The 14,808-nt window shown below is 48.3% G+C and carries 16 protein-coding genes and 1 riboswitch; of the genes, 6 read left to right on the top strand and 10 right to left on the bottom strand.

The genetic code is table 11. The features are described 5' to 3' along the window. Window positions 1-7 precede the first annotated feature (7 nt). The 8 genes from cpaB to V1499_RS05130 form a co-directional block, all read right to left on the bottom strand. Window positions 8-715: a Flp pilus assembly protein CpaB gene (cpaB, locus tag V1499_RS05165; RefSeq protein ID WP_409274349.1), complete on the bottom strand. Its 708-nt coding sequence runs from the start codon at window positions 713-715 to the stop codon at window positions 8-10. A gap of 8 nt (window positions 716-723) precedes the next feature. Continuing rightward, window positions 724-1,629 carry a TadE/TadG family type IV pilus assembly protein gene (locus V1499_RS05160; RefSeq protein WP_409274347.1) on the bottom strand — a complete coding sequence of 302 codons (906 nt, stop codon included), beginning with the start codon at window positions 1,627-1,629 and terminating at the stop codon, window positions 724-726. Window positions 1,630-1,643: 14 nt separating this feature from the next. Then, entirely contained in the window at window positions 1,644-2,027 is a 384-nt protein-coding gene (locus tag V1499_RS05155) for a TadE/TadG family type IV pilus assembly protein (protein ID WP_409274345.1), read from the bottom strand. Further along, on the bottom strand, window positions 2,024-2,539 hold the full coding sequence (locus V1499_RS05150) for a prepilin peptidase (RefSeq protein WP_409274343.1): 516 nt from the start codon (window positions 2,537-2,539) through the stop codon (window positions 2,024-2,026). Before V1499_RS05150 ends, V1499_RS05155 begins: the two co-directional genes overlap by 4 nt. 206 nt (window positions 2,540-2,745) lie before the next feature. Then, on the bottom strand, window positions 2,746-2,922 hold the full coding sequence (locus V1499_RS05145; RefSeq protein ID WP_409274341.1) for a Flp family type IVb pilin: 177 nt from the start codon (window positions 2,920-2,922) through the stop codon (window positions 2,746-2,748). A gap of 24 nt (window positions 2,923-2,946) precedes the next feature. Continuing rightward, the gene (locus V1499_RS05140; protein WP_409276231.1) at window positions 2,947-3,279 is read right to left on the bottom strand and encodes a DUF192 domain-containing protein; all 333 of its coding nucleotides are present in this window, start codon (window positions 3,277-3,279) and stop codon (window positions 2,947-2,949) included. 100 nt (window positions 3,280-3,379) lie between these two features. Then, window positions 3,380-3,466: riboswitch (cyclic di-GMP riboswitch) on the bottom strand. 99 nt (window positions 3,467-3,565) lie between these two features. Further along, complete coding sequence (locus V1499_RS05135; RefSeq protein WP_409274339.1) at window positions 3,566-4,090, bottom strand: DNA topology modulation protein; 525 nt, start codon at window positions 4,088-4,090, stop codon at window positions 3,566-3,568. Continuing rightward, on the bottom strand, window positions 4,087-5,274 hold the full coding sequence (locus V1499_RS05130) for a DUF418 domain-containing protein (protein WP_409274337.1): 1,188 nt from the start codon (window positions 5,272-5,274) through the stop codon (window positions 4,087-4,089). The genes V1499_RS05135 and V1499_RS05130 overlap by 4 nt, the downstream gene beginning before the upstream one ends. A 208-nt stretch (window positions 5,275-5,482) precedes the next feature. Here V1499_RS05130 and V1499_RS05125 point away from each other — a divergent pair, with 208 nt between their 5' ends. Genes V1499_RS05125 through V1499_RS05100 form a run of 6 tightly spaced genes read left to right on the top strand, consistent with a single transcriptional unit; the run spans window position 5,483 to window position 7,415 of the window. Then, complete coding sequence (locus V1499_RS05125; RefSeq protein WP_316571134.1) at window positions 5,483-5,704, top strand: spore germination protein; 222 nt, start codon at window positions 5,483-5,485, stop codon at window positions 5,702-5,704. Window positions 5,705-5,718: 14 nt separating this feature from the next. Continuing rightward, the gene (locus tag V1499_RS05120; RefSeq protein ID WP_409274334.1) at window positions 5,719-5,958 is read left to right on the top strand and encodes a spore germination protein GerPB; all 240 of its coding nucleotides are present in this window, start codon (window positions 5,719-5,721) and stop codon (window positions 5,956-5,958) included. 40 nt (window positions 5,959-5,998) lie between these two features. Next, a complete protein-coding gene (gene gerPC / locus V1499_RS05115) occupies window positions 5,999-6,598 on the top strand; it encodes a spore germination protein GerPC (protein WP_409274332.1) in 600 nt (199 codons plus the stop codon). Further along, window positions 6,595-6,774, top strand: a complete 180-nt coding sequence (locus tag V1499_RS05110) for a spore gernimation protein GerPD (protein WP_316571137.1) — start codon at window positions 6,595-6,597, stop codon at window positions 6,772-6,774. Before gerPC ends, V1499_RS05110 begins: the two co-directional genes overlap by 4 nt. Before the next feature lie 4 nt (window positions 6,775-6,778). Continuing rightward, window positions 6,779-7,159 carry a spore germination protein GerPE gene (locus V1499_RS05105; protein ID WP_409274330.1) on the top strand — a complete coding sequence of 127 codons (381 nt, stop codon included), beginning with the start codon at window positions 6,779-6,781 and terminating at the stop codon, window positions 7,157-7,159. 37 nt (window positions 7,160-7,196) lie between these two features. Next, complete coding sequence (locus V1499_RS05100) at window positions 7,197-7,415, top strand: spore germination protein (protein WP_409274328.1); 219 nt, start codon at window positions 7,197-7,199, stop codon at window positions 7,413-7,415. 34 nt (window positions 7,416-7,449) lie between these two features. Here V1499_RS05100 and addA read toward each other — a convergent pair whose 3' ends face one another. Both addA and addB read right to left on the bottom strand, forming a co-directional pair. After that, window positions 7,450-11,229: a helicase-exonuclease AddAB subunit AddA gene (gene addA / locus V1499_RS05095; RefSeq protein WP_409274326.1), complete on the bottom strand. Its 3,780-nt coding sequence runs from the start codon at window positions 11,227-11,229 to the stop codon at window positions 7,450-7,452. After that, the gene (gene addB, locus V1499_RS05090; RefSeq protein WP_409274324.1) at window positions 11,222-14,719 is read right to left on the bottom strand and encodes a helicase-exonuclease AddAB subunit AddB; all 3,498 of its coding nucleotides are present in this window, start codon (window positions 14,717-14,719) and stop codon (window positions 11,222-11,224) included. Before addB ends, addA begins: the two co-directional genes overlap by 8 nt. Window positions 14,720-14,808 lie beyond the last annotated feature (89 nt).

Raw genomic sequence — 14,808 nt, 5'->3', positions numbered from 1 at the left:
CATCAAATTAACTCTCATTTCCTTCCGAAGGACTTGAATCAGCTTTCATAACAGGCCTCGTATGCAGCATTAAATGGACGATTCCCTCCTGGGATGCCTTGACAAGCTTTACGGCATCTTCCGGCTTTAGTTCCAGTGTAACCGCCGTATATTCCACATAAGGTTCCTTCGTGTTTTCCGGCAGGGTGATTTTCCTGCCAACAGCCAATACCCTTGCTTTTTCCAGCAAAATATTCGTCCTGAAATCGGGTACGTCTTCTGCCTTTTTATCTTCTTTCGCGAAAATCACGTCGACGTCATCTTCAGGTTCGATTAAATTGGTGACGGACTGTGGCAGGTTCAAGGAAACCGAAACAGCCCGGTATCCTTCTTTCACCTTACGTGAGACATAAACGGTTTCTTCTGTTTGGGAAACGAGCCTGTGGGAAAGAATCGGTTCTCCCTTTTCAATCATCGCGTCAGCAAGCTTTCCCTCCGCCTGCGAAATGGAAGGCACCGCCTGCGGCAAGGCCCTGTCTTCAGAAACCTGGATGACCTCAAGTTTCTCTGCTGTAATCTTTTCGTTCTTATCGATTCTTTCTTTCGCAACGACGATTTCCGCCATCGGCGCGGAAGTCGTTTCCTTTTTATCGAACTTCGCCATGTATTGGTAAAACAATACTGTCGTAATCATCCCCATGGCGAGGGCCAGCACTAATACCATTTTCGAACGCATTTTCCCACCTACTCTGTCAACCGGATGGCATAGGCGCCCCGGTCCAGGCTTCCTTCTTCATAAAAGCCCGTTCCCGGCCATTTAATGAACATTCCGGTTATTGATGTATCGTTGTTTTTCATAGGTTCGGTAATATAAAAATAGGCAAACCCAGTTACTTGGATATTTTTTAACTGGTTTGAATCGAATTGATATGGCTTATAAACGGGAATCAGGATAACCCGGGAGCAATCCCGGTCAGATAAATCCCCGATAGCAGAGGTGCATCCATTTATCAATTCCTGGACAACCGTCCTCGTCTTACCGGCAATGTTACCGGTTTCGGTTGGGATGATTTCCCCAATCTTGATTTCCTGCTGATATCCGTGGCGGAGATTTTCTTCATACGTCTTTGCACCCGGTCCATTAAGGCCCAGGACGCCGAAAACCCCGCTGACCGAACCAGAAGAATCCGTTTTTAACTTTACAACCGTGCCAAAATTAAGCGGAGTATCCTCATGAACCCCAAGAGGCGCGATTCCCTTTGCCCTGCCCATTGGTGCCAGCGATGCAGCGGCGGCTGCCCTGACATTGACTGTTTCAAATCCGAACAATCCCATGAATGCCGGCTTAACCTTTTTTACAAGGCCCACTCTTACCTTTTTGTCTATGTCGATGTCCAGGCTTTTCTTCGAACCAGTTTCCCCATGGTCGGCGAGAATCCGATTCACCACTTTATTGACTTGTTCCTCCGAATTGGTTAGCTCCTGGGCACCGGAGAGCACTGCAGCGTTCGCGGCCTTTTGAAGCTTGCTTTTCGTCATATACAGCATTCCGCCGTCAATGGCGAGCCCCGTGATGCAAAGCAGCGCAACCATTGTTATCGCGACGTAAATAAGAGCGACTCCTTTTTCTTCTTTTAAAAAACTCTTCATGCTCCGTCCCTCCTTCACTCAACTCGGATTGTAGAATCAGTCTGCGCATAAAGCGGGGAAGGAAAGAGGCTTGATAAAAACGGGGTATACAATTTAATTGGATATTTCAATTTCACCTTCACATAATCACCGGATTTTCGTATTGAGCCGGGTGGAGTGATTTCAACGATTAGGTTACTCGAATCCCCAAGGCGGACATAATTTTTCGCGAAGGATGCTATTTCTGCATCCGACCTCCCCAGCCCCCCTTTGCGGACTGTTTCCTGGGCGGCCATGTGGAGGTGGGCATAAGAGTATGTTACTCTGCCAAAGTCAATGATCCCGACGACCAACAACAATAAAAGGGGAAGGACAAGGGCTGTCTCCACCAATGATTGGCCGGATTCATTCTTCCTCATAAAATCATCCCGGCGCGGAAAAATTGAATGGCGGCGCCAACCGCGATTGCAACTCCATAAGGATATGTCTGTTTCATCGCATCTTTATCGTACATGAGGGGAATCTTCAACCCATTCATCAATCCACCTAGCGAATAAAAAACCCCTTTTAATAATTGTTTCGCGCTCTTGCGGAAAATGATAAGGAAAAGAGCGAAAACCCCGCCCGCGAGCGCCATATAAATAGCCGAGAGCGCGACGAATTTCGCTCCCATCAAGGCCCCGATCACGGCGAGGAGTTTCACGTCGCCCGCTCCCATTCCTCCCAGCAAGTAAGGAATTAAAAGGATGCCGAAACCGGTAAGGAGCCCAAGAATGGAGTTCGTTAATCCTTCAAGCCCGCCTGCCACTCCATTTACGGCTAGTGACACAATCAGGAAAGGCAGCAGGACCTTGTTATAGATTTTCCGCTCCCTCACATCCGTCACCGTGCAAATGGCAAGCAGCAGAAACAGTAAAATGGCGTTTATCATTCCAGTAACCTCATTTCCGGGTAAATCTTTTATTGAAAAAAAGCCCCACGTTGACTCCTGAACGCAAGGCTTTCCTACTACATTACAAAATACTCATTTAAAATTATATAAATTGAACAAAAGGTTTTAGTGCCCTTTTATACCTTACGGTTGATTCTAACCATTTGAATAAAAATGAATTTTATATTATATGGTTTTTGGAAAAATTATGGAGTTACTTTTTCAACCTCAGTTGCTACCCCTGTAAATATTGCTATAATTTTCTCTTTAAATCCGATAAGAATAGCTACTACCCCAATCGCAATAACGCCCAAAACCAAACCGTACTCTGTCATGCCTTGTCCTTGTTCTTCAGTCAGCAATGCTTTCATTTTATTCATCATGTTTGATTAGCTCCTTTAATATTATTATTTGATAGATAAACAATGTCCCACTTTCAAGTCCGTATTCTGAATGGTACCCGCCGGCAATTCTAGTACTAAGCGGGCTTTCCGGCGGACCTTTCCAATCTTTGCGGGCGCCATCTTTTCGTCAATGCCCACGACGATGTTGTTTCCGTCCAAATACACAACATCGATTGGATAGTTCATGAAGAATGTGTGGATGGATTGGCAGGGTTGTATGAGCAGGCCGTGACCCGCGGGCAGATTCTTTGTAAACATCAGGCCCTTCAACCTTTTGAAAAAACTGTCGGCGCTGTCTACCGTATCTGCAATTTCCGTCCCTTTCGACAGATTCACGACCTTCAACCTTCGTCACCTCCTGAAATATAAAATGACCCCGCCTTTACCGAAAGGGGGGTCATTGGTAAATAAACACACCTATGATGCACCCTGATCTTTCGGTAACTGGCTGGCATAGCACAAACGTGCCTTAGCCCCTGTAGCTTTGCGTCACTGATTTTCATCAGCTTTGCCTTTATCGAGATACAGCGCGCATATCTTGTCGACTGTTCTCTTACTCACATCATAAAATGTTTATATTTGGTTGGATATAGTACCAATAGACTATTTTCACAAAAATAACCTAGTACTTTTGTATTATTTTTTCGTTTAACCCTCTTAAAAAGGTTTTCACCTCCGAAGGACGGGTAAATATATAAATTTGTTTATCACGGAATTTATGAAGCTTATCAAGGATGGACGGAGCCTTTTTCCGGTTATATCCGGCTACCCAGGAGATAAATTTCCAATCGAGTTTTTCCTGGCAGCCTTCCCCCATATCCGGCCTTGTTTTTCCTTGGTACTGAATCCTTCTTTTCACTATCCCAACTAAACAGCGGATTGTTGAATAATGGAGGAATATGACCGTATCCGCTTTTTCCAGCCTGGCATCCATCGTGGAGCCGAAGTTTCCATCGATGATCCATGTTTCTTCATTCATGATGCCATTTTGCAAGCGAATAAATGCGGTCCGGTCCATCGGAACCCAGCCCGGCTTCCAAAAAAGGGCGTCCAAATGGTATACCTTCAAACCAAGCCTTTTGCCAAGCACCTTGGCAAGCGTACTTTTTCCGGCCCCTCCGCTCCCAATTATAGCGATTTTTTTCACGCATTCCCCCTCCTCCGTAATTTTTGGAGCTTGAAATACGTGAAACTCCGCCACATCCATTCCACCGGGCCGTACCGATATTTTTTCATCCACATGCTACTGACAGCGATTTGAAGAAAGAAAACGGCGAAAACGAGAAGGGTCCCTTGTGCGGCCGAAACCTTACCATAAAGGCCAAGGCCATATCCATAAAAAATAAATGTCGACAAAATAGACTGAAACAAATAATTGGTCATCGACATTCTTCCAACATAGGCTAGGCTGCCAGATACGGCCTCGAATTTTCCGGCTCCCAAGACAATCATCCCCGCATAGGATAGAGCCAGAAGCGGACCTCCAAAAAAGTCCTGGAAAAATTCCACGCTGTAGCCTTCCCACCCATAATACGGCAACGTTTTCAGTGCCATCGCAGGCAGAAGCAACCCAAATGCGGCTACCTTGAATTTCTTTAAATGCCTCACAGACTCTTCAAGCCATCTAAGCTTCGCAACCGCCGCTCCAAACAAAAAGAGTGGCAATATGGAGAATAATGTGATTGGGATAGTCTCAGGGCTGTTGAGAAAGTTCCATTCGGATATCCTCATTTCAGTGATTTCCCGAAACGAACCATTTCCATATACAGCAAGTGCGTGCTGCGCGTCAGCTTTGTACGTTTCCCAAAGGTTTACAATCGGCCCTGCCACGTCAGCCAGTAACAGAAGAAGGCCGAGAAGCAAGTTTGGAATGGTATACATGGCCAGGGCTAATATAAGAAGAGCCTTCCCACTAAACCGCAGGAAAAACAACAGGAGCAAGCCGACGCACGCATATGTAATCAAAATATCCCCCGGCCAAATAAGGAATGCGTGAACCATTCCCACAGCAAGAAGAAAGGCCAGCCTTCTCGCGGCGAACACTGTGAAATTGGCCCCGCGCCCAATAGCTCGTTCCCTCATGAGCATAAGCCCATACCCGAAAAGCATGGAGAACAATGGGTAAAAGCTCGCCTGGGCAAATACGTCAATAAACATGTAGGCAATCCGGTCGATACCTTTTCCCCACCATTCCAGCGGCTCGATGAATACATATGGGGAGTGAAAGCTCAGCATATTTACCAGATAAATCCCTATTATCGCAAAGCCTCTCATTGCATCCAATGATGTAATCCGGTTTCCTTCAACTGTCGGTTCCAGTTTAACATCCATACCGCATTCCCCCATCCATTTTGCATTGTTATGTAGGTGAATAAAATGTCGCCCAACCCATAGATTTAGGGGCATTCCGTAATTATATAGTAGATTTTGCCATTCCGCACTTGTTTTCTCGTCCATTTTCTGTTTTTCTTTCACACTGCACACATTCCCGGGCTATGTACATACGATAGTAGAAGAATAATTTCAAAGGGTGTAGCCTATGCCAGCAATCGTAGGTATTGTCCAGGTCATTTCCTTGGGTTCGAGCGCTGTTATGAACATTGGCGATGTTCTCAATCTATCCCCCATCTCCAGTGCAAAAACCTTTTCAGGGGCCGGATCCTTTAATACCGGGGAAGCGATCAGCAACCTCAATAGCGTGAGTTCAACGAATGTGTATGACACAGATGGGATTGACCAGCCTATCGCATTCAATATCTAGTGAGGTGGCCGGCAATGAATTTTTATATCCAGCAAACTATCCAAATCAACTTTATAAGAATCGGCGGGATTTCAAATTCCTCTGTTTTTCAAATCGGTAGTGCGGGGATCATCAAACCCGCTTCCTATCTCGCGAATACAGGAGGTTTTACCGGCCCAGCCCCTACCGCGCAAAAACCTTTCACCTTTCCCGCGCCGGCCCCTGGTGAAGAAGGTAATCTTCCTTTGATACAAACTCCTTCGGTTCCGCTTTAAATGGGACTCCATGTCAGGCCGAGGAAGAGAGGTGTACTCCGTGGATTTCTATCAAATTATTCAATGGATGCAAGGCCAGCTCCAGCTTTATGAACAAAGAATTACAGCCCTTGAAAACTCGCTCAGATGTGCCGAGGATGAAATAAGGCAGTTAAAAGAAAAACCGCCTATCCATGTCGGAACGATACAATACAAGTTCGATCAGCTGAAGGTTGAAACGTTGGAGGGTACACTTAGCATCGGCCTTAATCCCCAGGACTTGCAAGGAATTGAGGATTTTTCCATTCCGAATGGCCAGCCCGGGATGCCTCTTCCTCCAATGGAAATGATGCGGCGGGGAATGGAAGTCGAAGAGGAAATCAACCGTTACATCGAATCGGACCTTCCCGGATTTGTCGCTTCCTTGGAAGAAAAGCTTGGCGCGCAGCATGCGGGTTCCTACCTTTCCTTCATTCAAAATGACATAAAAAAACAGCTACCCGGCAGGATTGAAGCCCATTTGAGAAAAGCCGGGGCAGCCGGGCCTGATGAAACTTCAATCGCTAAAACGGCGGAAGCGCTGAAGAAAGAAATTGAAAATGGCGTTCTAGCTTTTTTTAATCATTTGCCTACGAATATGAAAGAAGGGGAACAACAATGATTTTTCAAACGTACAACAGGGAATTGTCCGTCGGCAGCATCAGGGTTATTGGGGTATCCAGCTCCTCGCTGCTCCTCGTTGGAGATGCGCAAACCATCCAGCTTGCATCCGCATTTGACACCCCGGCGGAATCCCTGATTATCGGGCCTTTTGTTCCTTTGAGCCGAGGATCGTAACACGATGCTTCAAAGAATATCAAAAGTGGATTCTTTTTTTCTAAAATCAGCCTTGTTTTCTTCAACTATCCTAATCGGGGATGCGTTAAGGATATTCGGCAATTCCCGGGCACTCGCCGTCCAAAGGGAAGCCGAAATCTTTTTTGATGAAGAAGGGGACTTTGCCCAATTCAAAGTATTTTCCGAGCCAATCCCTCTCCCTCCGATTTATGAACCAATCCTTATCGACACCTTCCAGCTGAATCCGGTTATCAAGGTGGGAACAATTGACGTGAAGGGGCTTTCTGCAGCATCCATTATCCAGATTGGAAGCACTCCATACATCAGTATGGAAGCACGAATCCATCATATCAGGCAGCTGCTCGAACGAGAGGAAACCCAATAAACTGCATTTTATTCGTAGACGAAAGGCGTGTTAGTTTATGCCGGCACTTGTCGGACCGGTAAATATTCACAACGTTACTGGAGGAACTGTTAATTTTGGCGATGTCCTAAATATTTCTCCTAAAAGTACAGCTAAAACCTTTCAAGGTGCCGGGAGCTCGAATACAGGCGTTTTTAACGCGACAGGAAGCGCGGTCAGCGGAACGAATGTCCTTGATACGAAGCTCGTTGATCAGCCAATGACCGGGAATAAGTAAAAGACATGAACCAGTTGGAGGTTCATGTCTTTTTTTACACGTTTTCGTTTTCTCTTTCAAACTTGAGAAGATGGGCGCCATCGAAGAAGAAGAGATAGCGCTCATCGACCCGGCGTTTCCAAATCTTTTCTAGTGCCCTTGTATACAAGTCAATTTGAAGACGGTAGCGGTCGGCAAGAATCGGTGCGGCACCTTCAAACCCACTGCGGAAGCGGCCGGTGATCCTGTCAGACTTGAAATCAATCATGACAAGCCCTTCCCTATCCTCGAATAGACAGTCTATGATTCCTTGGATATAAATCGGTTCATTATCATCCTTCCAATCAGGATAAACTTCTTTCGCGGCAATCGAAGCGGTAAACGGTACTTCCCGGTAGACTTTTTCTGCCGAAAGAAGCCTTTGGCCAAGTTCGGATTCAAAGAATTTGACTATCAATGCGGGTTCGATAATCTCGCGCTGCTCTTCGGTCAACAGCTCCGCCTCAACCATTTGGCTTGCCAGCAATGCGATTGAATCCTCGGTTATTGGCTGATCCAGCCTCACGTGCTGCATGATACTATGCAGGGCTGTTCCGCGTTCGGCGGCGCTCAGTGATTTTTCCTGCATGAACCGCGGGCGCTCCAGGATTGTCTTCCTCGCCTTTTTTAGAAGATCAGTTCCGCTTTGCTCATCCGCCAGTTCACGGTTCCGCTTCATTTCGGATACTGTCTGCTTAGCCCTGTGGGCAGCGGCATCCTGGAAGCGATATTCCCATGTCAGCCTTTCCCTGACTTCCGTTTCATGGCTCGACGTTTCCGGTACCGCCTGAAGTTCACGAACGCGCGCCAATAAACGGTCCCCGTCCGGTTCACCCTGCTCATCGACCCCTCTAATATCTTCGGCGTCAAGCAATGTTACTGTCCATCTCGAGCCATCGTGCGATATCGATTCCGGAACTCCCGGACCCGTTTCCGAGAGGCGAAGCAAGCCGCCATCCCTGTGGCGCACAAGCGACGGCCCGATCCAGTCAAAATACCCTTTCGCCGCGGACCTGTCTGCATCCTCCAGGAGCCAATCCGGATAGGAAGCAATATCTTCCCACTGGCTTAATTTCTTTTCGGCGTCCTTCAGGGTGGCCAGCATGTAAAGCTTTTCTTTTGCCCGGGTCATTGCGACATAAAGGACACGCATCTCCTCGGCGAGCATTTCCATCCTTTTCTTCCGTTTGAATGCAAGCTGCGGAAGTGAAGGATAGGCAATCCGCTTTTCGGGATTGATATATTTCGATGCAAACCCGAATTCCTTATCCAGCATATAGGAACTGCGAATGTCCATCATATTGAAGTTCCTGGCAAGGCCTGCAATGAACACAACCGGGAACTCAAGCCCTTTGCTTGAGTGGATCGTCATGATCCGGACAACATCTTCCTGTTCACCGAGCGCCCTTGCAGCGCCAAGGTCATCGCCCCGGTCCATCATCCGTTCAATGAAGCGGAGGAATCTGAACAATCCCCTGAATGATGTTTCTTCATATTGCCTTCCCCTGTCATAAAGGGCGCGGAGATTGGCCTGGCGCTGCTTCCCGCCAGGCAGGCCGCCGGCAAAATCATAAAATCCAGTATCCCTGTATAGCTGCCAGATAAGCTCTGACAGTGACCCCTGCCTTGCGATTGATCTCCATCCTTCCAACTGTTCGCTGAAACGGCAGATTTTTTCGTGGAGGCCTTCATGCTCCTCTGGAGGGTTTGTTGCGCAAAACGCGATGACACTGTCCCAGAAAGAGCCCCTTTTATCATGGATTTTTATGAATGCAAGTTCCGCTTCGTTCAACCCGATAATTGGAGATCTTAGGACCGCGGCGAGTGGAACATCCTGATACGGATTGTCAATGACCCGGAGGAGGGACATCATGATCGCAACCTCTGTAGCCTGGAAGTAACCCGTTGACAGGTCGGCATAAATCGGAAGTCCTTGCTGCTTAAATTCTTCCATGATTTGCGGTGCCCATGTCATTGAACGGAGCAGAATGACAATGTCCCGATAGCGGATTGGCCTCGTTGTTTTTGTTTTTGCTTCATAGACCGGTTGCCCCGACGCAATCATTTCCTTTATCCTGGCTGCCATTGCCCTGGCTTCAAGCTGTGACTGCTCCAATTCTTCCGCCTCAAGAACCTCGCCCTCGGGCTCATCATCGTCTTCATCCGCGGCGCCGTTGTTCGCGCCCTGGTCAATGACAAGCAGCTCGACCGGAAACGGCTCATCCGGATAATCGGCTCCAAGCTTCAGTTCCGCATCCTCGCCGTACTCAATTTCGCCCACTTTTACGCCCATGATTTGCCTGAACAAATAGTTTGTCGCATCAAGGACTTCCTGCCTGCTTCGGAAGTTTTTCGCCAAGTCGATCCTCAATCCGCCTGTCGTGCCATCCTTCGTAAAGCGGTTGTATTTTCCGAGGAACAAGTTCGGCTCCGCCAGCCGGAAACGATAAATTGATTGCTTCACATCCCCGACCATGAACAGGTTTCCGCTCTCGCCATGCCCTCCTGAAACAAGTTTCAGAATCGTTTCCTGGACCATGTTTGTATCCTGGTATTCATCCACCAGTACTTCACGGAACTGGTTCCGATAAGAAAGCGCCGCGGCGGAAGGAGCAAGCCTCACCCCTTCTTCCCCTCCCTGGGTGAGGATATCGAGGCAATAATGCTCAAGATCGGAAAAATCGACGATGCCCCTTTCTCTTTTCGCCGCTTCGAACCTTTCGGAAAATTTCCTGACTAGGCCGGTCAACGTGGAGATGACTGGTTTCATTTCCTCCATATCGCGCAGAAAGCTTTCAGGCCTCCTAGAAAACAATTCATCCCTGAGGCCCGTCACCATTTTCTTTGCTTTATCCCGGAACTTTGCGGCCTTTTTCTTTAATTCCTCATCCGCGGTTCCCTTTTTGATTGGCTTCGCTTTTGAAAATTCCAACGTTTGCATCGCCGCATACAACGCTTCCCACGAATCGCTGACAGCAAGCAGTGAATCAATCAGCCGGATATCATCCGCCAAGGCGTCCGCATAAGCCGCCGGACCGTCGGGAAGCATGGCCACAGCCATCGCCTTTTCAGCAAATTGCCGTGCGCTTTTCAACTGGAGTTCAATATCGAATAGAAGCGCATCAATAAACGGCAGCTGCTCAACCTTCGAAATCTGCCCTGTGTCATACATGGAAACAATGGCATCCAGATATCGGTCCGGATCCGGGTTCGAGCGTGCAAAATCGAAAACCGCCCCAACAATGTCCTGCAGGGCATCGTCCCTCCTGTCGGAAGTAAAGGTATCGACGAGACGGAAAAACGGCTCGTTATCCTTCGTTCCATATTCCTCTTCAAACAGGTCGTCGAGGACCTCATCGCGGAGAAGCTGTGCTTCCGTTTCATCCGCAATCCTGAATCCCGGATCGACATCGATCAGGTAATAATATTTCCTCACCACATCAAGGCAAAAGGAGTGGAGGGTGGAAATTGAAGCTTTGTTCAGAAGGCTGAGCTGCCTGCGCAAATGCCTTGAATCCGGGCTTTCGTTAATGGCCTTCTCGAGCGCTTCCCCAATCCGGTGACGCATTTCCGCAGCGGAGGCATTTGTAAACGTTACGACGAGAAGCTGGTCGACATCAACGGGATCGTCCGGAGACAGTATTTTTTGAATGATCCGTTCGACCAGGACGGCTGTTTTGCCGGAACCCGCTGCCGCGGCGACAAGGATATCGGTATCCTTCGCCTTGATTGCCCTCCACTGGTCGTTTGTCCATTTCAGGCCCGCTGGCATCGGTGGTATCGACACTTTACTCATGTTCCTTAACCTCCCTTCTGATCAGTTCAAGCGCTTCTTTGTCATTTTGCGGAACGAGCCTGCGGTATTTGCTTCCATCGATTGATTCGTCAAATTGGCAAACCGGCTTAAAGGAACAAAATGTACATGGATTTTTATCCTTCAGCCTATATGGATCAATCCCGACTTCCCCGCTTATAATCGCGTTGCCTGTATCCCTGTATACCTTCCGAACAAATTTGCGGAGGTCTTCGATATCCTCTGCAGTCGCTGTTTTGGAGGCTTTTGTCAGGGTACCGTCTTTTTTAAAGCCAGCAGAAATGATTTGTGACTCTCCGCTTTCAAGGCTCTTGTCCATCAGGCGGATCACTTCTTCGTCTTCAAGGATGAGGCCGCTCATCTTGAACTTCTTTAAAATTTCCTGTTCGATTTCCTCTTCGGACAGGCGCCGTGTCGTATTGACCATCGGATTGTGCACATGGAAGTAGAACACGCCAGCCGGCTCCGCTTCTTTTTCAACCAAAATCGCAGAATTTGATATGGCGATATCGAGATATGTGAGCACCTGGAGGGCGATTCCGTAATAGACCTCTGACAGGTTAAGGCCCCTGCTGCTCGATTTATAATCGATGACCCTTAAATACAGTTCGCCATTGTTTCCTTCGCCGCTGTCGATTCGGTCGATTCTCCCGGCGAGCTCCATTTTGCTGCCATCCTTTAGATTGAATGCGAGCGGCGGCAGTTTCCCCCCGCGCCCAAAACCAACCTCAAGGCCGATTGGCTCGAATTCGCTCAACTTTGAATGCTCGCTTAACACGACGGACGCCCTAGTAATGATTTGTTCGAGCTTCCTCTTGATGTAATGATGCCTTTCAGAACTGAGCAGGATTTCATTTTGGAGCCGTGGCGCAATCGCCGCAACGGCGCTTTTGGCAAGCTTTTCACACTGCTCGCGTGACAACTCCGCCCAGGAGATGTTCCGCTCATTTACTGTATCGGCGATATATTTCAAGGCCGCGTGGAACAATTCGCCAATATCCGGGGCATCCAGCTTGTAGATCTGGCGGTCGCGCAGCCTCAGGCCATGCTGGATGTAGTGGGAGAATGGACAGCTATTGAACAGCTCCATCCTCGATACGCTCCCCTGGATGTCCTCCCCATACAGTTCAACGGCAAGACTGGAAGGAAGCTTTACGGTCCTGTTCGTGTAGAAGAGGCTCGAAAGCACCAGTCGCGCTTTCTCCCTGAGGCTCGGGCTTTCTGCAAAATAATTGTACACATCCCACCAGAAGGTATAGTTTGGATAGTTCCTTTGCTTAAGCTGCAGTTGGGACGTCAAATAGGCGAGCGCCGTTTCTTTGCTGCTGATAAACGCAAGCTGCTCTTCCTCGTTCTGGTCCGCGGGGTCTGCTGCTATCATCCATTTCTCGCTGCCTGGGAACAAATCTTCCATTCTTTTAATATAGGAAGATGGGATGAGTGACTTCCCCTCGGCATTGGCAAGAGGGTAGCTGATGTATAGTTTGTCAGCAGGGGTGACGAATGCCTTGTAGGCGATAAAATTTTCATCAAGAAGTCGCTCGGTGCTGCCTGGGCCAATCTTTACCCCGGCCATCGCGAGCATTTCCCTGTCCGTATCCCCGAGAATGCCATCATCGGAGATTTTTGCCGGAAGGACTCCTTCATTCAAACCAAGCACAAATGCGACTTTAATTTCTGCGAGCCTCGATTTATCCAAATTCGCTACCATTACCTGGTCAATCGCCGGAGGAACAAGTGAAAATTCCAGCGACTCAAGGCCTGCATCGAGGATGGAAGCAAATTGGCGTGGCGTAACAGGCTCGTCGCCAAGCATTTCAACGTACTGGTCCAATAAATCGATTATGGCATTCCACACCTGGTCGTGCTCCCGGCCTTTGATGAGGTTGCCCTCCTCTTCCGCTTCAGCCTTCCAACCTTCTAGCTTTGCAGGGATATCGAGTTCTTCCAGGAGAAGATAGACAGCCTCGCACATTTTTCGGCCATTCGCAGCCCTTTTCAGCCTTCTCGAAAGCCTCATAAGCGGAGTGGAGATGATCAGGCGGAGTTCGTTAAGCTCCTGTTCCATACGGATTTCTTCATTTGTCTGGACTGTTGAAGCAAAGTCCAGGCCACGGATCCTCCTGTACCTCCAACGTTCCTTCCCGGTCCACTTTTTCCCCTGTATTCCGTGGGACAGAACATAATTTTCGAGCTTATCCATCTGCCTTCTTAGCCTAGCAACATTCCCTGCCGGCGGGAACAAAAGCTCCGTTTTCACCGCTCGGAATACCGCTTCATAGCCCCAATGGCCGTTGACAGTTTCAAGAGAAGAACGAATCAACTCGACCAGCGGGTGGTTAAGCATCGTCCTCTTTTGGTCTATAAAATAAGGAATCTCGTAATCATAAAAGACCGGCTCAATTGTTTCATGGTAATCACGCCCATTACGCAAAAGGAGCGCAATATCGCGATAACGGTATCCTTCTTCCCTGACAAGCCTCCTGATTTCCCTGGCGATTCCTTCAACTTCAGCGCGACGGTTGACAGCCTGGATAATCGTTACTCCGGCTTCACCTTCGAACGGATTTGCCGGCCTCGAGTCAAAATAGGCCTCCAGATGCTGAAGCGTGCCATTTTTCCAGCGTTTCTGCTCCCCAAGAATAACGGGGCCTTCCATGTCAATCTGCCCGTCTCGCGCGAGGTCAAAAAGGTTTTTGCACGTTTCACCGGACATCCTGAATAAATTCAGTTCGTCCGGGGCCTTATCAGGGTACGGCCTGTCCAGTGTGAGGGTGACCGTAACCCTTTTGCACACCTTTAAAAGCTCCCCGATAATCCTGTATTCCTGAGGGGTGAAGCTGTAAAATCCATCAATGTATACTTCGGCGTCCTTCAAATACCGCGAACTTCCTGTTTTTTCGGCAAGCAGGCGGAAGTAGTCCTCTGAATCAATATATTTTCCGGAGGTTGTATCTTCAAAGTGCTTATAAATGACTTCTAAATCGTGCATCTTGTCAGCGAGGGTTTTGTCCACCCTGCCTTCGCTTCCAATCCTCGCCTGGCTCTCGGCAAGCTTTTCCGGTTCAACACAATAACGCTTGAACTCAATGAGCATTTCCTCGACCTGTTGGATGAATCCGTTCTTATCGGCAGCCCGCCTAAAGAGGCGAAGCTGGTCCTTCTGCTCTTCTATGATTTTTCTAATCAGCATATTCAAACCGACATTGCTCAAATGATACCTGCTTGATCCGCCTGTCTCTTGGAGGACCCGCCATGCAAGCCGTGTAAAGCTGTATACCTGCGCGCGAATCATCCCTCCGATCGTTTCATCGGTCGCGAGCCTGTATTCAGACAGGAATGTCATTTGTTCCGGTACGAGGTAGATAATCGCCGGGCCTTCAGGGCTTTCAGTAAGCCGGCTTTTTATTTCTTCCAGACAAGTGAGCGTCTTGCCGCTTCCGGCTCTTCCAATCAGCATTCTAAGAGACATCCAAGTCCCCTCCGTCCTTTTTCAGCATAATTCCATTTTAACACAAAAGGGGCACAAATGTTTGCCCAGGAACTGCCATATAAGGATTG

The sequence above is a fragment of the Neobacillus oceani genome, from assembly GCF_046237595.1.
Taxonomy (GTDB): domain Bacteria; phylum Bacillota; class Bacilli; order Bacillales; family Cytobacillaceae; genus Bacillus_D; species Bacillus_D oceani.
Note: the sequence above shows the minus strand (reverse complement) of the source record. Positions and strands in the feature narration are given on the sequence as shown.

Coding starts and splice junctions, on each gene's coding strand:
- cpaB (WP_409274349.1), bottom strand. CDS start 715: ATGCGTTCGAAAATGGTATTAGTGCTGGCCCTCGCCATGGGGATGATT.
- V1499_RS05160 (WP_409274347.1), bottom strand. CDS start 1,629: ATGAAGAGTTTTTTAAAAGAAGAAAAAGGAGTCGCTCTTATTTACGTC.
- V1499_RS05155 (WP_409274345.1), bottom strand. CDS start 2,027: ATGAGGAAGAATGAATCCGGCCAATCATTGGTGGAGACAGCCCTTGTC.
- V1499_RS05150 (WP_409274343.1), bottom strand. CDS start 2,539: ATGATAAACGCCATTTTACTGTTTCTGCTGCTTGCCATTTGCACGGTG.
- V1499_RS05145 (WP_409274341.1), bottom strand. CDS start 2,922: ATGATGAATAAAATGAAAGCATTGCTGACTGAAGAACAAGGACAAGGC.
- V1499_RS05130 (WP_409274337.1), bottom strand. CDS start 5,274: ATGGATGTTAAACTGGAACCGACAGTTGAAGGAAACCGGATTACATCA.
- V1499_RS05125 (WP_316571134.1), top strand. CDS start 5,483: ATGCCAGCAATCGTAGGTATTGTCCAGGTCATTTCCTTGGGTTCGAGC.
- V1499_RS05120 (WP_409274334.1), top strand. CDS start 5,719: ATGAATTTTTATATCCAGCAAACTATCCAAATCAACTTTATAAGAATC.
- V1499_RS05110 (WP_316571137.1), top strand. CDS start 6,595: ATGATTTTTCAAACGTACAACAGGGAATTGTCCGTCGGCAGCATCAGG.
- V1499_RS05105 (WP_409274330.1), top strand. CDS start 6,779: ATGCTTCAAAGAATATCAAAAGTGGATTCTTTTTTTCTAAAATCAGCC.
- V1499_RS05100 (WP_409274328.1), top strand. CDS start 7,197: ATGCCGGCACTTGTCGGACCGGTAAATATTCACAACGTTACTGGAGGA.
- addA (WP_409274326.1), bottom strand. CDS start 11,229: ATGAGTAAAGTGTCGATACCACCGATGCCAGCGGGCCTGAAATGGACA.
- addB (WP_409274324.1), bottom strand. CDS start 14,719: ATGTCTCTTAGAATGCTGATTGGAAGAGCCGGAAGCGGCAAGACGCTC.